Genomic DNA, 19,851 nt, shown 5'->3' with positions numbered 1-19,851 from the left:
GTTTGGAGCAGCAGAGAGTCGCAAACACCCGGCATGTTGCCGGTGCCCGCCTTCGTGGGGGTCCCTGCCGGCCGGTGGCCGGTGCAGTGTCCTCGGCGGACGCGGTGTCCCGGACGCAGGCACCGAATCCACGGCTCTGCTATAGCGAGACCGATGCGGTCGGGCGCTCCTCGTGGTCCCGGTCCACGACGGTCAGCTTGCACTGGCCGTCCTCGCAAGCGCGCTGCAGGCGGCCCCGCGAGATGGTCTGGATCAGGCCGATGGTCCAGCACATCGGGCAGCCGCGCAGTGCCAGTACGCCGACCGGCAGGAGCAGCAGGCCGGCCGGGCCGACGGTCGGGATGCACGCGACCGAGCCGATCAGGCTGCCGAATCCGATCACGCCCCGGACCAGGTGGCGGGGCAGGGACGAACTCGCGAAGTCAGGGCCGTCGGCTTTGGTTGTCGTCATGGGTGTCTCCAGGCGCGGGTTCGGGTGGGACACGGAGGGACTGCTGAACCGCAGTGCGGGCGCGGTGCAGACGGGATTTCATCGCGGCGGTACTGAGGCCGAGCGCCTCGGCGACCGTTCGTCCGCTGTAGCCCTGAATGTCCCGCATGATCAACACGCGGCGCTGCTCGGCCGGCAGAGCGGCGATGGCCGCCGCCACCTTGCCCGCCTCGATGCGTTGCAGAACCACTTCCTCGGCCGAGCGCACGGCGGCATCCGGCAGGGGTGCGTGGGCCCGCATCGTCCGCGCACGGCGCAGGCACTCGTTGCGGACGATGCGGAACATCCACGACGCCAGTGCGCCGGACGCCCGTAGCATCCCGATCTTCCGATAGAGGATGATCAAGGCTTCTTGCGTCGCGTCCTCGGCATCCTCAGGAGTGGCGCAGAGCGAGCGGGCGAATCGCCGCACGTTCGGGTGCGCATCCGACACCAACGCGGTGATCGAATCGGCGTCGCCGCGCTGGGCGGCGACAATCAGCTGCTCACCGGGCCAGGACGAGTCAGCCACGGGCTTGCTTTCGCTTGCGCATGACGAAGTAGCTGCACGTGCAGAGCAGCACGGCTCCGGCGGCGATGGCGATACCTATGATCATGACGACCTCCTGATCCCGTCCCGACGTTTGTCGGCCCATGTATAGGAGGCGCGGGCCCGCCGAAAGGATTCGGCCTGCGCCCGGAAAAGTTGGAGGCCATCGTCTGCGGCGCGCTGCCGGTCCGTACCCGTGAGGCGTCCTCTCCGAACGTCACATCCCGCACATCGTGCTCTCGATTCTCCATGGCCCAGCGCCCGCGATTCGACAGCACCCCCAAGCGGGCGGTCCGGGCGGGTACCGAGCCCTGGCGTACGTTCGAACCCATGATGTGCACCCTGAGATCCCGGCTGGTGGCCCAGTGAGTGGGTGGTGGGCCTACCTGGAGGAACGAACCCGCCGTGAGGTGGATGCCGACGTGCTGCGCGACCGTCGGTTGTCGGCGGTCGTGTCCGTCTGGGAGGCGCTGCGCCCTCTGGGGGTCGGCCTGCACGAGGCCGAGCTGGTGGTCCACGCGCGATACGAGGCTCTGGGCGACCGTGTACAGCGCACGCCGCCCGATCCGCTGGACCTCCCCTCGCTCGCAGCTCGGGTCGCAGCTCTTCCCGGCCGAGTGGCAGCGGTTGAGGCGGTGTGGGACGGCGACACCGTGCACGGCTGGTTCGTGGACCTGGTCGCGGTCCTGGATTCTCCGGAGGGAGAGAGTCACCTGGCGACCGTCTACCACCGATCTGGCCGCCCTCGTCCTGGCGTTGCTGCTGCCGAGGCCGGCCGGGCGCTGGCCTGCCACCTTCAGGTGCCCTTCCACTTCGCGTCTCTGGATGTCCCGGATCTCGACGCCCCGCGCTGGAGGACGAGCCAACGGTTGGCGGAAGGACCGTGACCGGAGCATGACCGGAGCGCGGCGCTGTCGAAGCTCGGTTCTGGCCGCAGGTGCCGGGCACCTCAGAAAGTCACTCGCTTCTCGCTTCCTCTTGCGGTGAGACTGCCGACGTGACGCTTCACGAGGATGAGATCCCAGTCGACGAGACGCTGATCCGGTCGCTGCTGACGGCACAGCGCCCGCGCGGCCCGGGCACCCTCGTGCCGCCTTTCCCTGCGCAGGTTGGCCGAGGTGGCCGGTGAGGTAGCGAACGCGGGCGTCGGCGGCCTCGCGTCTGGCTCCGCGGTGCCCCCGGCTCGTGAACTGTCAAACCTTCTGACAGCAACAGCGGTTTGTGGGTCCGTTCGTCCTCGGACTTCATGTAGTCCCGGCCGCTTGAGCACGCTCGCTGGGGGGTTGCTCCGACCGGGTCGGGCGCCGCCGCGACCCGGTGCGTCCCGATGGACCCCCGACCGGATCGTTCTCGACCGCGACCCGGTGAAGCGCGACATCAACTACCTAAAGAAACAAGAGAAAGAACCCCACCCGACCCACCCCGGCGACCACCTGACGCATCCCAGGGCTCGTCACCCACACGGGTGAGATTTCCCAACTCAGCTCGCTTTCGGGCAGGTTGTCCGGCATATGCTCACGCCAGCAACACCCCACCCGACATACGTCGGCCCCCGACCGGGACTGCAATCCCAACCGAGGGCCTGACCACCAAGGAAGAGACAGCTTCCCGATGGATACCCAGCAGAATACTGCGCTCACGCGCGCCCTGGCAGAGGTTCCCGGACCACTGCCCACCTCCGGCGTGATCCACATCGTCATCCCGCACACCGACCGCTTCACCGTCGTCGGCAACCACCTCGCCCAGCACCCCGGCCTCAGCTGCACCGCGATCGGCATCGCCGTACGCATCCAGTCACTGCCCCAGGGGACGGAAGTCAGCATCAAGGCACTCGCCGCCCACTGCCACGAAGGCGAGAAACGCATCGCGGCCGCCCTGCGCGAACTGGAAGCCCTCGGCTACCTGCAACGCGTCCGGGAACGGCTGCCCAACGGCCGGGTCATCACCCGCACGGTGTTCTGCAACCACCCCACAGCGCTGTTACGCCCCCGTCAGACGTCGGGCCCCCGACGACCCGCCGTAACAGCCACACCCCAGGCACCGGCACCAGCACCGGCACCGGCACCGGCCGAAGTGCCCACGCCCGCCCCGGCCCCGACTCCCGCTCCGGCCCCGGCCCCGGCAACCTCGCAGGGCATGCCCGATCCCCCGCCCGTACCGCCGCCGCCCTCCCTCGCAACGCCCCCGCCCCCGTCCACGCCCCCGCCCCCACTCTTCGTACCGCTGCTCCCGCCCCCGACCGCACCCAAGCCACCACCCCCGCCTCTCCCCCAGCCGGACGAACTGACCCCGGAACTCGACCGCGCCGCCACCGCGCTCCTCAGCGACCTACGCCGTCACACACCGGAGTTGGCACTCTCCGAAGCCGACATCCGTCAACTGGCGCCCGGCGTCGCGGCCTGGCTCGAACGGGCCGCCCATCCCGACGCCGTCCGCCGCGCCCTCACCACCGACCTGCCCCACCCCCTCAGGCGTCCCGCCCTGCTCCTCAAACACCGACTCACCGCCCTCCTTCCCCCGCCGCTCCCCGGCGTCCGCGACCTCACCGCCCCCACCCGCCCGCGCATCACCGTCACGCCCTTCCAGACCTGCGGCGACTGCGACCGGGCCTTCCGATCCCCCACCCCCGGCCACTGCCGCGACTGCCGCGAACACCGCACGCACCGGAGCCACGACACACGAACTGCCGCCGCCTGACCGGGCGGAGCCCACCGGCACGGACGGCACGGCCGCATGGCTTTCGTCACAGCGAAAAGACGGAATCCGGGAGCAACTGCGCGCTTTGGTGACGTCTGTCCGCTCCCGGGGATGCCTTCCCGCCCCCGGGCCCGGAATAATGCCCCGCCCCCCTCACAGGATCCCCATACGATCGGCACAGGTCGCCCGCGTGATCACTCCGCCGTGGCAGCCGCCCCACAGCGTTTTCCGCCGTTCGGACCCGACCCAAGGGATCATGTGAAGATTCGCCGCGCTCTCGCCACCGCCGTCGCCGCCGCCGTGACCGCCCCCGTCGTCCTGCTCTCCGTCACTCCCGCGTTCGCCGACACCAAGCCGGTGACGCAGACGCAGAACAAGCAGAGCAAGCCGACCATCAAGGAGCTGGAGGCGGCCGCCGCCGCAGCGCAGAAGGCGTACGAAGAGGCCGTCAAGGCTCGCGACGAGGCCCAGATCACGGTGCGGAAGGCCCTCGATGAACTGTCCAAGGACAGCCACCCTCTCGTGGCCGCCGCCAACGCCGCCAAGCAGGCCGCGAAGGACGCCGGAGCCGCGAAGGACGCCGCCGACCAGGCCGTGACCGACGCCAAGGCCGCCCTCGACGCCCTCCCCGCCGACGACACCGAGGAGCGGAAGACCGCCGAGACCGCGCTCTCCGAGGCCGAGGCGACCGCGGCGACGGCTGCCACCGCCAAGACCACCGCCGACACCAAGGCCGCGGAGGCCGAAAAGGCGGTACAGGACGCACGGGTCGCGGCTGTCCGCGCGGCCGGCGTGGCCGACAAGGCCAAGGACGACGCGCTCGCCGCGAAGATCGCCGCCGACGCGGCGCTGGCCCAGGCCAAGAAGGAGGCCGAGGAGGAGGGCGAGGACTGCGAGCCCGAGGAGGACGACCTCACCGCCGTGGTGACCGGCCTGCCGACCAAGCTCGTCGCCGGGACGACCACCGCCTTCTCCCTCCGGCTGACCAACGGCTCCGACCGGCACATGGACGAGATCATCACGTACGTCGGAGTCCACGCGACCGACAAGTCCGGTCTCAAGGACACGGGCAAGTTCTTCCGCCTCCAGTGGTCCTCCGAGTCGTCCCCGAAGTGGAAGAACGTCAAGGACGACTACATCGACGCCGTCGGCGCGCTGAAGCCCGGCGCCCGGACCGACCTGAAGATGCGCCTCACCCTCGACAAGGCCACCCCGGCCGGCAACGGTGTCGCCTTCATCGCGGCCGGCTTCTACAACGAGGACGGCTCCTGCGGCGGGACGCCCGGCGCGGACATGTACGAGTTCGACGTCAAGGCCGCGGGCAGCGAGCCCGGCAAGACCGAGGACGCCAAGCCCAAGCCCGCCAAGACCACGAAGCCCGGCGACAAGGGCTCCGGCCACCAGCCGCAGGGCTCGGCGACGGGCACCCCGGCGAAGACGGGCACGGACGGCAGCCTCGCCGCCACCGGTTCGTCCTCCGCCACCACCTCGATCGCTCTCGCGGGCGGTGCGGCCGTGGTGCTCGGCGCGGCGGCGGTGTTCGTCGTCCGTCGCCGGAAGGCCGGTTCCGACGCCTGACGGCGAAGCGAAAGTCGCTGAGGCACCGAAGCGGTGAAACGCTGAAGCGCTGAAGCGGTGAGAGGGCGGAGACCTGTACGGGTCTCCGCCCTCTCCCGTCGGAACCGGTCGACCTGGCGGAGATGACGGAGGAGCCCTGCGAGGAACTGGCCCCCGCGCCGGGGCGGCCGGGATCGCCCTGGAGACCGACCTCAAGACCGTACGGGCGGACTTCCTCGGGGGCGCCTGAGCCGGACGTCGCCCACCGGCCCCGGCGCTCCCCGCCCACGGCCCCGGCCCCCGGCGCTCCCGCCCCCGGCCATCAGCCGGTGCGGGAGGTCCGGAACCTGCGCCGGTACTCCGTCGGCGTCGCGTTCAGCCGCCGCCGGAAGGCGCGTACCAGGGTGTCCACCGTGCCGAACCCGCAGACGGACGCGATGCGTTCGAGAGTGGCGTCGGAGGACTCCAGTTCGTTGCGCGCCTTCTCCACCCGGACGGACTCGATGTACGCGTGCGGGGTCGTGTTCAGCTCGGTCCTGAAGATCCGGGTGAGGTGGCGGTCGCTGACGTGCGCGTGGGCGGCGAGGTCCTCGACGGTGAGCCGGCGGCCGATGTTGCGCAGGATGTGGTGGCGGAGGTCCTCGATGCGCCTGGTGGGCGAGATCTGCTCCAGCGGGACGCTGAACTGGCTCTGCCCGCTCGGCCGCTTCAGGTACATCACGAGCTGACGGGCGACCCGCAGGGCGAGGGCCTCGCCGAGATCGTCGGCGACGAGGGCGAGGGACAGGTCGAGGCAGGCGCTGATCCCGGCCCCGGTCCAGACGTCGCCCTCGCGAATGAAGATCGGGTCGGCGTCGACCTCGACCTCCGGGTGTGCGGCGGCGAGTTGGGGTGCGGTCGACCAGTGGGTGGTGGCGCGCCTGCCGTCGAGCAGCCCGGCGGCGGCCAGCAGATGCGCCCCGACACAGACGGAGGCGGTCCGCCGGCTCCGCCCGGCGAGTTCCTTCACCCGCTCCACCAGGGCGGGGTCGACGAGGGCGTGCACCCGCCGCTCGCTGTCGATCTCCACCGAGCCGGGCACGATGAGGGTGTCGATGCTCCGCCCGGCCACCTCGTCGAAGGTGAGATCGGGGAGGATGCGGACCCCGGCTCCGGTGGTGACGGGGTCCATGGACTCGGCGGCCAGAACGACCTCGTAGCCGTCGGCGTCCTCGGCTTCGCGCCGGGCGAGCGAGAACACCTCCGGCGGGCCGGTGACGTCGAGCAGGTCGACGCCCTCGAAGAGGACGATGACGACGAGTCGTCCGACGGTGTCCATGCCCGATCTCCCTGTTCAGCCGTACGTCCGGTGGCGGCGGCCACCCAACGCGCATGTCGGTATCTGCATGTTAGACGTCATTGCGGACATCCCTGCCGGGTCCTAGCGTGGGAAGCGGCTCGCCGACCGAGCCCATCCCTCCCCCATCCCTCGCCGATCCCTTCCCGATCCCTCCCTGATCCCTCCCTGACGTACGACACCCCGAGGCGGTACACCCATGTCCCGAACCACCCTGCGCGAACTCAACGGCTTCGACGCGACCCCGGCCGCGCTCGCCGGCTCCACCCTGATCCTGGTCGACTACCAGAACACCTACACCCGCGGCGTGATGGAACTCGACGGCTGGCAGGACTCGCTGGACGCCGCCGCGCACCTGCTGGCCCGGGCCCGCGAGGCGGGGACCAAGGTCGTCCACGTCATCAACGACGGCGGCGAGGGGACTCCGTACGACATCCGGGCCGAGATCGGGCAGATCTGCCCGGCCGTCGCCCCGGCCGACGGCGAGACCGTCGTCGTCAAGGAGGCTCCGGACTCCTTCCACGGCACCGACCTGGGCGAGCACGTCCCGGCGGGCGGGGACGTGATCATCGCGGGCTGGATGACCCATATGTGCGTGGCGTTCACGGCCCAGGGCGCGTTCCTGCGCGGCAACCGCCCCACGGTCGTCGCCGACGCCTGCGCGACCCGGTCACTGCCGGTCGCCGGGACCGACCTCGACGCCCAGCAGGTGCACCACGCCGCGCTGGCCACCATCGGCGACCTGTACGGGGTGGTCGTCCCGACGCAGGAGTCCCTGAGGTAACCGGGGAGGGGCGGCCCCGGGCCGGAAAATCCACGCGCGCCCCCTCCGTACCGCGTGATACACCTCCCTGCCATGACCGACCTGGTGACGCCATGACCGACCTGGTGACCGAGCGGCTCGTCCTGCACCCGATATCCGTGGCCGAGGCCGAACGGATGGTGGCGGGCGAGCCGGACGCCGGCACGGCCTGGGCGCCCGGGTTCCCGACCGAGGACGACGTGTCCGTGGCCAAGCGCTTCCTGGCACGCTGCTCGGCCACGGGCGATCCCCGGCCGTTCGGCCCGTACGCGATCCGCCGCCGCTCCGACCACCGGGTGATCGGCGGCGTGGACTTCCACACCCCTCCGGACGAACACGGTCACGTCACGATCGGCTACGGCGTCGTCCCGTCCGCCCAGGGCCGGGGCTACGCATCCGAAGCCCTCCGCGCCCTGCTGTCGTTCGCCCGGGCGGGCGGCGTCGTCTCGGTGAAGGGAGACGCCGACCACGACAACGTCGCGTCCCACCACGTGATGACGGCGGCGGGAATGCTTCCGGTCGGGGAGGACGAACGCGTCAGGTACTTCGCCGTCTCCTGGGCCTCCGCCGCGATGTGAACCACCGCGGCCCGGGCTCCGGCGGGTGCACATTCCTCTCCGCGGATCCTTGCGCCGTGCGACGGCCGAATGGCAGTGTTCGCACGACCGAACAGGTAGGCGATCTTCCCAAAGACCAGGTGGGGATGGACGAGCAGGCGTTCGACGCCTTTTACGCCGGGAGCGTGGGTCGGCTCATCGGTCAGCTGTACGCCATGATCGGTGACCGCGCCGAAGCGCAGGACGTGGTTCAGGAAGCCTTCGTGCGGGCCTGGGAGCGCCGGACCGCGCTGGACAAGGACGGGGCGCCGGAGGCGTGGGTGCGCACCGTGGCCTACCGGCTGGCCGTCAGCCGGTGGCGGCGCGTGCGTACCTCTCTCACCTTCGCGAAACGGCAGGGTCCGCCTCCGAACGTACCGCCGCCGGACGATCACCATGTGCTGCTGGTCGCGGCGTTGAAGCAGATCCCCGCGGCGCAGCGGCGGGTCGTCGTGCTCCACCACCTGTGCGACCTGGAAGTGAAACAGGTCGCCGAGGAGACCAACTCCCCCGTGGGCACGGTCAAGGCGCAGCTGAGCCGGGGGCGGGCTGCGCTGGCGAGGATTCTGGCCGATACTGAGCTGGATCCGCGGGCGGACCGGGTGTCGGAGGTGGAACGTGGCTGACGGGACCAGCCTGGACGAGCGGCTCGCCGGCCTTGCCACCGACGGCCGCCAGGGGGCCGCGCCGATGGCCGCCGAGCTGATCCGGGCGCGCGGGGACCGGCGTCGGCGGCGCAAGCGGGCCGCCCGGGCGTCGGGCGGTGTGCTGCTGGCCGCCGCGGTGGTCGTGGGGGGTCTGTCGTTGCTTCGGCCCGCGTCCGAGCCGGCTCCGACCGCCGCGGATCCGAGCCCGTCCGTGAGCGCTCCCCGGTTCGTGGCCCCGACGCCCGCGCCGGGCGAGGAGTACGCCAGCGAACTCGGCTACGTGTACGACGCGGTGGACGTGGGCGGGGGCAGGGTCCGGGTCACCGTCCAGCAGCTCCGTGACGAGAAGGGGAGGGCCGTGCCCACCGGCGTGGTGCACGATCTGACCCTGCCGGCGGTGACCCCGGTCGAGGTGGAGCGCCTGGCCGGAGGGGAACCGGGGGACAAGCGGCTGGAGGACGTCGTGGGCCGGCTGCGGGCCGGGCCGCAGTGGGCGTTCGCCCTCGACTACGACGGTGAGGGCCGGGTCCAGTCGCTGCGGGAAGCCCACTGGCTGACCGTGGGGTGACGGCCGGGAGGTCCGGCCGGGAGGTCCGGCCGGTACGGCGTCCGGACCCGCTCGAAAGATTGGTCCGGCCCGGATGCAACCCGGCGGGCGGTGTGGGGCGTAGAGACCGTGTAACCCGTCCACACCGGCTTCCAGGAGTACGTTGATCATGCACGCCGCACGCCGTCGGGCCACGTTGCGCCTGCTCGCCGTCGTCGCCTCCGGCACCCTTGCCCTGACCGGTTGCGGCGGGACGACCGAGGACACCGCGGCCCCCTCCCCCGCCGGGACGGCGGCCGCCGCACCGGCCGCCGAGGACACCGCACCGGCCGCCGACGCCACCGCCGACGTCCCCTTCGCCGGTACCAAGCAGTTCGTGACGATCGACAAGGCCTGGGCCGAGGGCGGACTGACCAAACTGTCGGTGCGGCTCGCCGAGAAGACGGTGAACACCCAGTTCGACACCTGGGAGATCGCCCCCGGCGCGGGGAAGTACACCACGGTGACCCTGGCGGAGGACGCCCGGGTGCTGCTGACCGTGCCGGTGCGCGGCGATGACACCCCGGGGGCCGGGGGCGGGGAGCCCCTGCCGGCCTCACAGGCCGAGTTCATCACCCTGCTGACGCGGTTGGACCCCCGGACCCGCGAAGGCGCCGGATTCGACCTGAGCTTCGACGGTGAGGGCCGGGCCACCAAGGTGCAGTCCCTGTACAAGCCGTGAGCCGAGCACACCGGGTGCCCTGGCCCACCGGAATCCGCCGGGGACAGCAGCGGAGGTGAGGCATGGACGATGAAACCGATCTGAAGGGCCGGCTTGCCGGCCTCGCCGCCTCGGGCCGGAAACACGCCGCCCCACAGACCGCGGAGCAGGTCCGCGTGCGCGGCGATCGGCGCCGTCGGCGCAAACGGGCGGCCCGGGCGTCGGGCGGCGTGATGATGGCGGCGGCTCTGGCCGTGGGAGTCCTGTCGGTCGCCCGGCTCGGACCGGAGGCGGCACGGTCCGCCGCGAAGCCGACAGCAGCGGCAAGCGCCTCCCCGTTCGTGGCCCCGACGCCCGCACAAGGAGAGGAATACGCGAGTGAACTCGGTTTCGTCTACGACGCGGTGGCAGGGGAGGGAAAAACGGTTCGGGTCACCGTGGCGCAGGTGCGTACCGGAAAGGACGCCGTCATACGCACCGGAGTGGTGCACAGAATAACGCTGCGACCGGAAACTCAGGTCGAAGTCAAACATGTGACGGACGGAGAAGCAGGAGACATACGGATAGGCGCCTTGGTGGGCCGGCTGAGCGCCCGACCGCAGTGGGTGTTCGCCCTCGACTACGACGGTGAGGGCCGCGTGCAGTCGCTGCGGGAAGCCTACTGGCTGACGGTGAAATGAGCTTCTGACCTGGCAGGACGGGCATCCCACTGCACATCGACGACACCTCTCCGACGCGCCCGGTCCGCACTGTGCGCACTGTTCGCCGAGATCCCACCAGTCTTCTTGACGATGGGATCTCTCTTTTTTCCGGGGCAGCCAAGGGCTGTCCGACTCGAGAGAAAAAATAGTCTGATCCGGATGCAACCCGGCGGAGGAGCTGAGGCGTAGAGAGTGTGTAACCCCAACGCACCGAACAATAGGAGCAGTTGACCATGAACGCTTTCCTCCGTCACTCCGCCAAGGGCTGGATCACCGCTATCGCTCTCAGCGCCCTCGTCCTGACCGGCTGCGGTCAGAACCCCTCCGAAGACCTGGGGCCCGCCACGGCCGCCGAGTCCTCCTCGTCCTCCTCGTCCGCCACGTCCGCCAAGCCGGCCGAGGCCTCTCCTTCTGCGCGGGACGACCGGACGGACACCGGCGGGAAGCCCAGCGCCGCTGCCCCGTCCTCCGCGCCGTCTCCCGAGCCGTCTTCCGAGCCGACCCGCAGGACGGCCGCGCCGGCAGACCCCAAGGCCACCTCGGCACCGACGGCCAACGCCTCCGAGGACACTGCGGCACCGGCCCTCAACGCCCCCTTCGCCGGCACCGAGCAGTTCGTGACCATCAGCAAGGCCTGGAGCAGCAACGGCCGCACCTACCTGTCCGTGCGGTCCGCCCAGAAGAAGATCAACACCCGGTTCGACACGTGGGAGATCACTCCGGGCACGGGCTCCTACACCACGGTGCCCATGGCCGAGAACGGCCAGGTACTGCTGGCGGTCCCGGTGCGCGGCGAGGTGCCCGGTACCAGCCGCGCCGAGCTGCTCGGGCACTCCCCGGCCCAGCTCGTCACCCTGATCAACCGGCTGGACCCCGCGCTCTCCGGCGGCATCGGGTACGACCTGATCTTCGACGGCACGGGCCGGGTGACCGGCCTGACGTCGCTGTACCGGCCCTGAGCCACCTCGCGTACACGGCAGAGGCCTGACAGGCTGTGAGGTCAGGTCACCGGGCGTCCGCCGCGCGGTCACCGGGCGGAAGATCGGATTCACCCGTGCCGCGACGATGAACTCCAGCAGCACGATCGACTCGACGCGCCGTTCGCCGTCGAGCGGCAGCGACTCCTCGACGAGGGCCTGCAACGCGTCCACGGCAGGCTCGCCGTCGAGTCCGACGAGGGTGTCGGTCGAATAGCGGGTGAGCCTCTTCCCCATGCGGTCGCCGACTTCGGTCACGGCCGCGACGAGAAGGTTGCGGTGATCGTCGAAATAATGCCGCACCGACCCGATGTCCAGCCCCGACTCGGCGGCGACCTTTCGCAGCGAAAGACCGGTGATGCCTTCGGCGACCAAGAGGCGAAAAGCCGCCTCAGGGGCCCGTCACCCGTTCCCCGTCCAGTTCTGCTGCCGCACCCGACGCCTCATGTCCCGGGCGGAGACCGTGACCGCGATCAGGACCGGGACCCCCGCGGCGATCCCGACCCAGAGAACGAGCGCGAGGTAGCCGTAGGCGGCGTTGCGCGTGTCCTGGTCCGCCCATACGAGGAAGACGATGCTCATCACGAGCGCGAACGCCATGAGGGCGGCGACGACGACGGCGGCCCAGGTGAGAACGACCGTCCACCGCCGGTAGGAAGCGGTCACCTCACGAGCCCGCGGTGGCGCGTACACCCCGGGCGGCGCGACGGGCGGCGCAACGTGCGGCGGGCCCCAGTGCGGGGGAGGCTGTTGGTCGGACATGGAGCCCAATTCTCCTGTGCCCGGACCCGGAACACCACCACCCTCACGTCTTCAGGCCGTCCCACTTGTCGGCGCTGAAGCTGCGCACCAGGGCGACCAGCGCCGCCCCGAGCCGCCAGTCCGTCTCCGGCGCGTGCAGATGCAGCTTGCTGCCGCGGGACCTGAACTCCAGGGGCATCCTGCCGCCCGCACGCCATCGGATGCGCCGGGGGGCGCGCGCGGCGCCGCCCTCGTTGCCGGGGATGCCGTCGAGGACGGAGAAGATGACGACCACCACCATCAGGGGCAGACACAGCCACCACACGAACCACCACACGATCCGGCCCTTGTAGCCCACCGCCTCGGGGCCGCCGGCCGGGGTCACGGTCCAGCGCGTGCGAAGGCCCCTGCCGCGGAACGCCTTCTCGCGCACGATCGTGCCGAGGTGCTCGCCGTGCGCGCCGAGGACGTGGAAGGTGGCGACGCCACCGGCGGCGGACCGGGTCACCACCGTGGCCACCCGCTCCCGGCGGTGCTCATCGGCCCAGAGCACGAAGGAGCGGGCGCCGCTCTTGCGGGCCGCGAGATAGGCGGGCAGGCCGCCCGGCGGCAGCTCGCGCTCCGGGTACGCGACCGTGCGGGCCGGTTCCGGTCCGTCGGAGAAGTCGATCGCGTCCGCGACCGTGGTGGACGTGAGTTTCCGGCGCCTTCGCCGGTCGCCGTTCATCCTCAGTACGTTGCTCACCCGGCGGGCTCCTCAGGAACGGGGAAATGGTGTGTCCGGCGACCGGATCCCCACCTTAGGGAAAAGCAGGAAGGGGCGGCAGGCCCGAAGACCCACCGCCCCTCCATCCACCAACGGGTTACTGAATGACCGTGATCCGGTCCGTCGCCGGCGGGGCCAGCGGGACGGTGGCCGTGGAGTGGGCCGCCAGATAGGCGTTGAACAGATCCAGGTCGGAGGCGCCGACCAGCTTGTTCGTGCCCTCACCGAGGGCCGCGAAGCCGTCGCCGCCGCCCGCGAGGAACTCGTTCATCGCGACGCGGTAGGTCCTGGCCGGGTCGATCGCCGCGCCGTTCAGCTTGATGGTGCCGGCGACCACGCGGTCCGCGCCGCTCTTCGTCAGGTCGAGGGTGTAGGTGAGGCCCTCGGAGACCTGGAGGATCTTCGGGCTGGCCGCGTTGGAGCCGCTGACCTGCTGCTGGAGCGCGGTGACCAACTGGGCGCCGGTCAGGTCGACGACGTTCATCATGTTGGTGAACGGCTGCACGGTGAACGCCTCGCCGTAGGTGACGACGCCGTCGCCCTCACCGCCGGACGCCTTGTGCACCAGGTCCGCGCGGATGCCGCCCGGGTTCATGAACGCGACTTCCGCGCCGCCCTTGTCGGCCGGGGCGAGGCCTTCGAGCTGGGCGTCGGCGATGACGTTGCCGAGCGGCTTCTCGGGGGCCGTGGAGCCGCGGCCGTTGATGTCGGCGCTGATCCAGCCCTGCGGCTTGCTCGCGATCGGGGCGGCGAGCTTGTTCCAGCGGTCGATCAGGCGCGTCATGTCGGTGGCCCTGGCCTGGTCCCGGGTCACGACGTGGTTCGCGGACTTCACCGACGTACGGACGATGTCCTTGGTGCGGCGGTCGTAGGTGAGCGTGGTGTCCGTGTACACCTTGCCGAACGAGGAGGCCGAGGTGACCATGCGCGGCTTGCCCGCCGGGTCCGGGACGGTGCACACGTACGCCTGGTGGGTGTGGCCCGTGACCAGGGCGTCCACCTTCGGCGTGATGCCCTTCGCGATGTCGACGATCGGGCCGGAGATGCCGTCGCCCGCGCCGGGGCTGTCGCAGTCGTAGTTGTACGAGGTGGAGGCCGGGGCCCCACCCTCGTGGATCAGCGCGACGATGGACTTGACGCCCTTGCGGTCCAGCTCGCGGGCGTACTTGTTGATCGTCTCGACCTCGTCGTGGAACGCGAGGCCCTTGACGCCGTTCGCCGTGACGATGTCCGGGGTGCCCTCCAGCGTCACACCGATGAAGCCGATCTTGACGCCGTTCTTCTTCCAGACGGTGTACGGCTTCAGCAGCGGCTTGCCGGTCTTCTCCTCGGTCACGTTGGCCGCGAGGTAGGGGAAGTCGGCTCCCTCGAACTCCTTGCCCTTCTCGTAGCAGCCCTCGACCGGGTGGCAGCCGCCGTTCTGGAGGCGGGCCAGCTCGGCCGCGCCCTCGTCGAACTCGTGGTTGCCGACCGCCGTGACGTCCAGGTCCAGGCCGTTGAGCGCCTCGATCGTCGGTTCGTCGTGGAAGAGGCCCGACAGCAGCGGGCTCGCGCCGACCATGTCGCCGCCGGCCGCCGTGACGGAGTACGGGTTGCCCTTGCGCGCGGTGCGCAGCGAGGTCGCCAGGTACTCGACGCCACCGGCCGGGATCGCCTTCACCGTGCCGTCGGGCTGCGTCTCGGAGACGTTGCCCGCCGAACCGGCCGGCGGCTCCAGGTTGCCGTGCAGGTCGTTGAACGACAGCAACTGCACGTCGACGGTACGGGGCTTGTGGCCGTGACCGTGCCCGGGGCCCCGGTCGTGGGCACCGGCCGGCATCGCGGCGACGAGCGCGCCCACGGTGGCCAGACCGGCCGCGGCGGCGAGCACCCGCCGTGTCGCCCGGTTCTTCTGCGGAGTCGCTGACATCGGTCCCCTTGTGTGTCAGTGCTGTCGGTGGTGTCGGTGGTGGCAGTCGTGTCGCTGGTGTCACGTCTGGGATCCTGCGTGCCGCAGCCTAGAGTCAACGCGCGTAGCGCAACAGGTGTTCGGGGTTACGGACTGGTTGCCATCCGGCCAAATGGCTCGTCAGGAACGCCCCCACAAGCCGCTCGCATCACCCGTATGGCTCACATATCCGGGCAGAAACGTCACGGCACGCATCACCACCGGAAACCTGTACGCCATGGAGAACGAACTCACGGCCACGGCGAAGGTGCCGGGCCAACAGCAGCAGCAGCCGTCAGCAGAACACTCCGCCGGACTTCCCGACGGCTTCCTCGACATGGTCGACGACCTCAAGACGATCGTCCGCGGCGCCCATGTCCGGGCACAGCTCAAGGTCAACACCGAGATGCTCCGGATGTACTGGGAGATCGGACGGACGATCCTGGAGCGCCAGCGCGGGGAGAGGTGGGGCACGAAGGTCATCGAGCGGATCGCCACGGAGCTGCGGACGGAGTTCCCGCAGCAGCGGGGATTCAGCCGGTCCAACCTTCACTACATGCAGCAGATGGCCCGGATCTGGCCCGACACAATTGTCCAACAGCCTGTTGGACAATTGCCCTGGGGCCACGTCGTCCTCATCATGGGCAAGTGCGCGACCCGCTTCGAGCGGGACTTCTACGCCCAGCACGCCGTCCACCACGGCTGGTCGCGTACGCATCTGGAGTCGGTGATCCACCGGCAGCTGCACCTCGCCGAAGGCGCCGCCGCGAACAACTTCGACGTCAGCCTGCCCGGGAAGTCCGACGCCGTGCGGCAGATCCTCAAGGACCCCTACCGTCTCGACTTCACCGAACTCACGGGCCGGCCGGCGGAGCGCGATCTGGAGGACGCGCTGGTCGACAACCTCGTGCGGTTCCTGACCGAACTGGGCGTCGGGTTCGCCTTCGTCGGGCGTCAGTACCCGATCGTGGTCGGCGACTCGGAGTACCGCATCGATCTTCTCTTCTACCACTGCAAGTTGCACTGCTACGTCGTGCTGGAGCTGAAGACCCGTAAGGCACGGGCCGAGCACTTCGGGCAGCTCGGGTTCTACGTCTCGGTGGTGGACGACCTGGTCAGGGACAAGGAGCGGGACGAGCCCACACTCGGCATCCTGATCGCCGAGAGCCGGGACCGGGCCATGGTGGAGTACGCCCTGCGCGGGTACAACACCCCGCTGGCCGTCAGCACGTACGCCGGGCTCCCCGAAGGGGTGCGAGAGCTGCTGCCCAGTGCGGAGGACCTCTCCCGCATCGCGGACCACGTCCTCAACGCCACGCCTCCGTCCGAGGACAGCTGACCGCCCCTCCGTCCGAGGCCGCACACCGACCCGGTTTCCCCCACGGTCCGCGGCACCGCCGCCCCGCCGCGCCGCCGCCCGGCGCGCCCGTCGCCGTACGCTCGGAGGCATGACGACTGACGCACCCCTCCCCGCTCCCGGACGCGAGGTCCACACCCTCGACGCACTCGACTCCGCGCAGGCCGACGCCGTCCTCGCCCTGCTCGCCGAGGCCGCCCGGTCGGACGGCCGGCAGGCGGTCTCCGAGCAGGGCAGGCTACGCATCCGGGGCGGTCACCGCGACGGCGTACGGCACTTCCTCCTCACCATCGACGGGACGCTCGCCGGCTACGCCCAGCTGGAGGACACCGACCCGGTCGAGGCCCCGGCCGCCGAACTGGTCGTCCACCCCGACCGGCGCGGCACCGGGCACGGCCGGGCGCTGGGCGCGGCCCTCCTCGCCGCGACCGGCAAGCGGCTGCGGGTCTGGGCGCACGGCGGCAGCTCCGCCGCCCGCCACCTGGCCCAGGTCCTCGGCCTCTCCCTCTTCCGCGAGCTGCGCCAGCTCCGGCGGAGCCTGGTCCCGCTCGACCTCGCGGAGCCGGTGCTGCCGGAGGGCGTCACCGTACGGACCTTCGAGCCGGGCCGTGACGACGCCGCCTGGCTGGCGGTGAACCGGGCCGCGTTCGCCCACCACCCCGAGCAGGGGTCCCTGACCCAGCAGGACCTGGACGACCGCAAGGCGGAGCCCTGGTTCGACCCGAAGGGCTTCTTCCTGGCCGAGCGGGACGGGGAGATCGTCGGCTTCCACTGGACGAAGGTCCACGCCGAGGAACGGATCGGCGAGGTCTACGTGGTCGGCGTCCTGCCCGAGGCCCAGGGCGGCGGCCTCGGCAAGGCGCTGACCTCGATCGGGCTGCGCCACCTGGCCGCCGAGACGCTGCCCACCGCGATGCTCTACGTGGACGCGGACAACACGGCGGCCGTGACGGTGTACGAGCGCATGGGCTTCACCACGCACGAGGTGGACCTGATGTACCGCACGGAGTCCTGACACCCCGGCAGACCGGCGAGGGGCGGCGTCACTTGACGCCGCCCCTTCTTTGCACCACCCTTTCACTACTCAATTAGTGAAAGGGTGGTGCAGCACATGACACCCGGATCCGCAGCGGTCGAGTTCCGCATCGACCGGCGCAGCGGCGTCGCCACCTACCTCCAGATCGTCCAGCAGACGAAGCAGGCCCTGCGCCTGGGCGTGCTCGAACCGGGCGATCGGCTGCCGACCGCCCGTGAGGTCGTGGAAGCCACCGCGATCAACCCGAACACGGTCCTCAAGGCCTACCGCGAGCTGGAGCGCGAAGGCCTCGTCGAGGCCCGCCGCGGGCTCGGCACCTTCGTCCGCAGGACGCTCGGCACGCTCGGCACGCTGGGCGGCGCGGCCGACGCGACCGCCGCCGACGCACCGCTGCGCACCGAACTCGCCGACTGGGCCCGCCGGGCCCGGGCGGCCGGCCTGGAGAAGGACGACGTCGGCGCGCTCTTCACCGCCGTACTCGACAGCACGTACAAGGGGGACGAGGAACGATGACCGGCGTCGCGATCGAGGCACACGGCCTCGGAAGGACCTACGGGCGCGGGGGCCGCGGCCACCGCGCCCTGCACGACTGCTCGTTCCGGCTGCCCGCCGGCCGCGTCTGCGCCCTCGTCGGGCCCAACGGCGCCGGCAAGTCGACCCTGTTGCACCTGGCGGCCGGGCTGGACCGCCCCAGCGCCGGGTCCCTCACCGTCCTCGGCTCCACCACCCGCGGCGACGTACGCGACCGCGTCGCCTTCGTCTCCCAGGACAAGCCCCTGTACCCGCAGCTCACCGTCGCCGACACGCTGTGGGCCGGGGCCGAGCTGAACCCGGGGCGCTGGGACCGCGCCACCGCCGACCGGATCGCCGGACCGCTGCCGCGCAAGGCCCGTGTCCGCACCCTCTCCGGCGGGCAGCGCACCCGCCTCGCGCTGGCCCTCGCACTCGGCAAGCGGCCCGAACTGATGCTGCTGGACGAGCCGATGGCCGACCTCGACCCCCTCGCCCGGCACGAGCTGATGGGCGTCCTGATGGCGGAGACCGCCGAGCACGGCACCAGCATCGTGATGTCCTCGCACATCCTCACCGAGCTGGAGGGCGCCTGCGACTACCTCCTGTTCGTCGACGGCGGACGCGTCCGGCTCGGCGGCGAGGCCGAGGACATCGTCTCCGCCCACGCCCTCCTCACCGGCCGGACGCAGGACCTTTCCCCGCACACCGTCGTCGAATCTCGCACGACGGGCCGTCAGCTCACCGCACTCGTCAGGAAGGAGGGCCCCGTGGACACCGCCGCCTGGGCCGTCACGGAACCGTCCCTGGAGGAGCTACTGCTGGCCCACCTCCGCTCCCCGGACGCCCCGCCGCTGCTGACACCGAGCGCGAGCGTCGTCGCGGACGCGGCCCGTGCGGAGGTGGCAGCCGCATGAGCACGCTGACGCCCCCGAAACCCGACGCGGCCACCGCCCCCACGCCCGCCCGCGCCACCTTGCGGGGGCCCGTGCGGGTGCTGCTGCGGGTGCACCGCAAGGCCCTCTGGGCCGGAGCCGCCCTGCTGGTCCTCGGCATCGGCATCGTCGTCGCGCACCGCGTCTGGATGGCCTCCTCGAAGGTGTTGTGCGCCGACGGCGACACGACTCCGTGCGGCGATGACGTCTTCGTCTCCAGCAACGCCCATACGTCCACCGAGACGTATCTGGCTGACGGCGGCACGGCGCTGGTGCTGTTGGCCGCGCTCATCGGCATCTTCGTGGCGGGCCCGATGATCGCCCGCGAACTGGAGAGCGGCACCTTCCGGCCGGCCTGGACGCAGTCGGTCTCCCCCGCCCACTGGCTGGCCGCCCGGCTGGCCGTACCCGCCGCGCTCACGGTCACCGGCCTGACGGTCCTGGTCCTCGCCTACCGCTGGGGGCTGTGGGCTCTGCGGGCGGGCCCGTACAGCCCTGGGCTCAGATGGCACGCCGACGGAGTGTTCCCCGGCACCGGGCCCGCGATCCTCGGTTACGCGCTGCTGGCCGTGGCGGTCGGGGCGTTGTGCGCGGTGCTCGTCCGCCGCACCCTGCTGTCCATGTCCCTGAGCGCGCTCGTGCTCGCGGCGGTGGGCATCGGGCTCAGCACGCGGCGGTACCTGCTGTGGCCCGCCGTCCTCCGTCAGGGCGAGGGCCCCAAGTTGCTGCGTGACAGCGACTGGCACCTGGAAGGCGGCATGCTCACGGCGTCGGGCAGCAAGGTGTACTGGCGGGACTGCTACCACGCCGGCTCGGTGGACGGCTACGAAGCCTGTATGCGCGACCGGGGCGGGGTGACCCCGTTCGCCGAGGTGCACCCCGCCTCCCACTACTGGCCCCTCCAGCTCGTCGAGACCGGCATCCTGCTCGCCCTCGCCGCCCTCGCCGTGTTCGCCGCCTTCCGGGTCCTGCGCCGCCTGCACGGCTGAGCGCACCCGCC

21 protein-coding genes and 1 pseudogene are annotated in these 19,851 nt (G+C 71.1%); 15 read left to right on the top strand and 7 right to left on the bottom strand.

The genetic code is table 11. The features are described from left to right. Window positions 1–139: 139 nt before the first annotated feature. Complete coding sequence (locus N7925_RS19345) at window positions 140–451, bottom strand: hypothetical protein (RefSeq protein ID WP_274344592.1); 312 nt, start codon at window positions 449–451, stop codon at window positions 140–142. Beyond that, the gene (locus N7925_RS19340; protein ID WP_265599385.1) at window positions 423–1,001 is read right to left on the bottom strand and encodes an RNA polymerase sigma factor; all 579 of its coding nucleotides are present in this window, start codon (window positions 999–1,001) and stop codon (window positions 423–425) included. Before N7925_RS19340 ends, N7925_RS19345 begins: the two co-directional genes overlap by 29 nt. Before the next feature lie 428 nt (window positions 1,002–1,429). On the opposite strand from N7925_RS19340, the gene N7925_RS19335 reads away from it, so the two are divergent. From N7925_RS19335 to N7925_RS19325, 3 genes are all read left to right on the top strand, one after another. Further along, window positions 1,430–1,906 (top strand): hypothetical protein, encoded by a 477-nt coding sequence (locus tag N7925_RS19335; RefSeq protein ID WP_443032201.1) that lies wholly within the window; start codon window positions 1,430–1,432, stop codon window positions 1,904–1,906. Between the two features lie 724 nt (window positions 1,907–2,630). After that, window positions 2,631–3,716: a hypothetical protein gene (locus N7925_RS19330; RefSeq protein ID WP_274344590.1), complete on the top strand. Its 1,086-nt coding sequence runs from the start codon at window positions 2,631–2,633 to the stop codon at window positions 3,714–3,716. 258 nt (window positions 3,717–3,974) lie between these two features. Then, complete coding sequence (locus N7925_RS19325; RefSeq protein WP_274344589.1) at window positions 3,975–5,294, top strand: LPXTG cell wall anchor domain-containing protein; 1,320 nt, start codon at window positions 3,975–3,977, stop codon at window positions 5,292–5,294. A 301-nt stretch (window positions 5,295–5,595) separates the two neighbouring features. Here the strand turns inward: N7925_RS19325 and N7925_RS19320 are convergent, their stop codons facing one another. After that, on the bottom strand, window positions 5,596–6,591 hold the full coding sequence (locus N7925_RS19320; RefSeq protein ID WP_274344588.1) for a GlxA family transcriptional regulator: 996 nt from the start codon (window positions 6,589–6,591) through the stop codon (window positions 5,596–5,598). Between the two features lie 217 nt (window positions 6,592–6,808). Between N7925_RS19320 and N7925_RS19315 the strand changes: the two genes are divergently transcribed. From N7925_RS19315 to N7925_RS19285, 7 genes are all read left to right on the top strand, one after another. Continuing rightward, window positions 6,809–7,393 (top strand): isochorismatase family protein, encoded by a 585-nt coding sequence (locus N7925_RS19315; protein WP_274344587.1) that lies wholly within the window; start codon window positions 6,809–6,811, stop codon window positions 7,391–7,393. A 92-nt stretch (window positions 7,394–7,485) separates the two neighbouring features. After that, the gene (locus tag N7925_RS19310; protein ID WP_265600787.1) at window positions 7,486–7,989 is read left to right on the top strand and encodes a GNAT family N-acetyltransferase; all 504 of its coding nucleotides are present in this window, start codon (window positions 7,486–7,488) and stop codon (window positions 7,987–7,989) included. A gap of 125 nt (window positions 7,990–8,114) precedes the next feature. After that, window positions 8,115–8,633, top strand: a complete 519-nt coding sequence (locus N7925_RS19305) for a SigE family RNA polymerase sigma factor (protein WP_265600786.1) — start codon at window positions 8,115–8,117, stop codon at window positions 8,631–8,633. After that, on the top strand, window positions 8,626–9,222 hold the full coding sequence (locus tag N7925_RS19300; RefSeq protein WP_274344586.1) for a hypothetical protein: 597 nt from the start codon (window positions 8,626–8,628) through the stop codon (window positions 9,220–9,222). Before N7925_RS19305 ends, N7925_RS19300 begins: the two co-directional genes overlap by 8 nt. A gap of 148 nt (window positions 9,223–9,370) precedes the next feature. After that, the gene (locus tag N7925_RS19295) at window positions 9,371–9,922 is read left to right on the top strand and encodes a hypothetical protein (protein WP_274344585.1); all 552 of its coding nucleotides are present in this window, start codon (window positions 9,371–9,373) and stop codon (window positions 9,920–9,922) included. 62 nt (window positions 9,923–9,984) lie between these two features. Next, window positions 9,985–10,581, top strand: a complete 597-nt coding sequence (locus tag N7925_RS19290; protein ID WP_274344584.1) for a hypothetical protein — start codon at window positions 9,985–9,987, stop codon at window positions 10,579–10,581. A 254-nt stretch (window positions 10,582–10,835) separates the two neighbouring features. After that, the gene (locus tag N7925_RS19285; protein WP_274344583.1) at window positions 10,836–11,561 is read left to right on the top strand and encodes a hypothetical protein; all 726 of its coding nucleotides are present in this window, start codon (window positions 10,836–10,838) and stop codon (window positions 11,559–11,561) included. Between the two features lie 291 nt (window positions 11,562–11,852). Here N7925_RS19285 and N7925_RS19280 read toward each other — a convergent pair. From N7925_RS19280 to N7925_RS19265, 4 genes and pseudogenes are all read right to left on the bottom strand, one after another. After that, a pseudogene (locus N7925_RS19280) lies at window positions 11,853–11,960 on the bottom strand (TetR/AcrR family transcriptional regulator); the annotation flags it as partial. A gap of 21 nt (window positions 11,961–11,981) precedes the next feature. Further along, window positions 11,982–12,341 (bottom strand): hypothetical protein, encoded by a 360-nt coding sequence (locus N7925_RS19275; protein WP_265600781.1) that lies wholly within the window; start codon window positions 12,339–12,341, stop codon window positions 11,982–11,984. A gap of 43 nt (window positions 12,342–12,384) precedes the next feature. Then, entirely contained in the window at window positions 12,385–13,065 is a 681-nt protein-coding gene (locus tag N7925_RS19270) for a hypothetical protein (RefSeq protein WP_265600780.1), read from the bottom strand. A 118-nt stretch (window positions 13,066–13,183) separates the two neighbouring features. Continuing rightward, window positions 13,184–14,995 (bottom strand): bifunctional metallophosphatase/5'-nucleotidase, encoded by a 1,812-nt coding sequence (locus tag N7925_RS19265; RefSeq protein WP_265600779.1) that lies wholly within the window; start codon window positions 14,993–14,995, stop codon window positions 13,184–13,186. A gap of 256 nt (window positions 14,996–15,251) precedes the next feature. Between N7925_RS19265 and N7925_RS19260 the strand changes: the two genes are divergently transcribed. The 5 genes from N7925_RS19260 (at window position 15,252) to N7925_RS19240 (ending at window position 19,840) form a co-directional block, all read left to right on the top strand. Continuing rightward, window positions 15,252–16,352: a PDDEXK nuclease domain-containing protein gene (locus N7925_RS19260; protein ID WP_265600778.1), complete on the top strand. Its 1,101-nt coding sequence runs from the start codon at window positions 15,252–15,254 to the stop codon at window positions 16,350–16,352. A gap of 109 nt (window positions 16,353–16,461) precedes the next feature. Then, window positions 16,462–17,385: a mycothiol synthase gene (mshD, locus tag N7925_RS19255; protein WP_265600777.1), complete on the top strand. Its 924-nt coding sequence runs from the start codon at window positions 16,462–16,464 to the stop codon at window positions 17,383–17,385. A gap of 96 nt (window positions 17,386–17,481) precedes the next feature. Further along, window positions 17,482–17,919, top strand: coding sequence for a GntR family transcriptional regulator (locus N7925_RS19250; RefSeq protein WP_265600776.1), 438 nt, complete (start codon window positions 17,482–17,484; stop codon window positions 17,917–17,919). Next, window positions 17,916–18,833, top strand: a complete 918-nt coding sequence (locus tag N7925_RS19245; RefSeq protein ID WP_265600775.1) for an ABC transporter ATP-binding protein — start codon at window positions 17,916–17,918, stop codon at window positions 18,831–18,833. Before N7925_RS19250 ends, N7925_RS19245 begins: the two co-directional genes overlap by 4 nt. Beyond that, on the top strand, window positions 18,830–19,840 hold the full coding sequence (locus tag N7925_RS19240; RefSeq protein WP_274344582.1) for an ABC transporter permease: 1,011 nt from the start codon (window positions 18,830–18,832) through the stop codon (window positions 19,838–19,840). The genes N7925_RS19245 and N7925_RS19240 overlap by 4 nt, the downstream gene beginning before the upstream one ends. The last annotated feature ends 11 nt before the right edge of the window (window positions 19,841–19,851 follow it).

Source organism: Streptomyces sp. CA-278952, from assembly GCF_028747205.1.
In the GTDB taxonomy this organism is placed as follows: domain Bacteria; phylum Actinomycetota; class Actinomycetes; order Streptomycetales; family Streptomycetaceae; genus Streptomyces.
The sequence above is the reverse complement of the archived record's forward strand: the minus strand, read 5'-3'. Positions and strand labels throughout refer to the sequence as shown.

What these genes read in the sequence shown, in the direction of transcription:
- N7925_RS19250 (WP_265600776.1), top strand. Translation starts at nt 17,482, where the DNA reads ATGACACCCGGATCCGCAGCGGTCGAGTTCCGCATCGACCGGCGCAGC.
- N7925_RS19285 (WP_274344583.1), top strand. Translation starts at nt 10,836, where the DNA reads ATGAACGCTTTCCTCCGTCACTCCGCCAAGGGCTGGATCACCGCTATC.
- N7925_RS19310 (WP_265600787.1), top strand. Translation starts at nt 7,486, where the DNA reads ATGACCGACCTGGTGACCGAGCGGCTCGTCCTGCACCCGATATCCGTG.
- N7925_RS19305 (WP_265600786.1), top strand. Translation starts at nt 8,115, where the DNA reads ATGGACGAGCAGGCGTTCGACGCCTTTTACGCCGGGAGCGTGGGTCGG.
- N7925_RS19240 (WP_274344582.1), top strand. Translation starts at nt 18,830, where the DNA reads ATGAGCACGCTGACGCCCCCGAAACCCGACGCGGCCACCGCCCCCACG.
- N7925_RS19265 (WP_265600779.1), bottom strand. Translation starts at nt 14,995, where the DNA reads ATGTCAGCGACTCCGCAGAAGAACCGGGCGACACGGCGGGTGCTCGCC.
- N7925_RS19345 (WP_274344592.1), bottom strand. Translation starts at nt 451, where the DNA reads ATGACGACAACCAAAGCCGACGGCCCTGACTTCGCGAGTTCGTCCCTG.
- N7925_RS19275 (WP_265600781.1), bottom strand. Translation starts at nt 12,341, where the DNA reads ATGTCCGACCAACAGCCTCCCCCGCACTGGGGCCCGCCGCACGTTGCG.
- N7925_RS19320 (WP_274344588.1), bottom strand. Translation starts at nt 6,591, where the DNA reads ATGGACACCGTCGGACGACTCGTCGTCATCGTCCTCTTCGAGGGCGTC.
- N7925_RS19260 (WP_265600778.1), top strand. Translation starts at nt 15,252, where the DNA reads ATGGAGAACGAACTCACGGCCACGGCGAAGGTGCCGGGCCAACAGCAG.
- N7925_RS19315 (WP_274344587.1), top strand. Translation starts at nt 6,809, where the DNA reads ATGTCCCGAACCACCCTGCGCGAACTCAACGGCTTCGACGCGACCCCG.
- N7925_RS19245 (WP_265600775.1), top strand. Translation starts at nt 17,916, where the DNA reads ATGACCGGCGTCGCGATCGAGGCACACGGCCTCGGAAGGACCTACGGG.
- N7925_RS19330 (WP_274344590.1), top strand. Translation starts at nt 2,631, where the DNA reads ATGGATACCCAGCAGAATACTGCGCTCACGCGCGCCCTGGCAGAGGTT.
- mshD (WP_265600777.1), top strand. Translation starts at nt 16,462, where the DNA reads ATGACGACTGACGCACCCCTCCCCGCTCCCGGACGCGAGGTCCACACC.
- N7925_RS19290 (WP_274344584.1), top strand. Translation starts at nt 9,985, where the DNA reads ATGGACGATGAAACCGATCTGAAGGGCCGGCTTGCCGGCCTCGCCGCC.
- N7925_RS19295 (WP_274344585.1), top strand. Translation starts at nt 9,371, where the DNA reads ATGCACGCCGCACGCCGTCGGGCCACGTTGCGCCTGCTCGCCGTCGTC.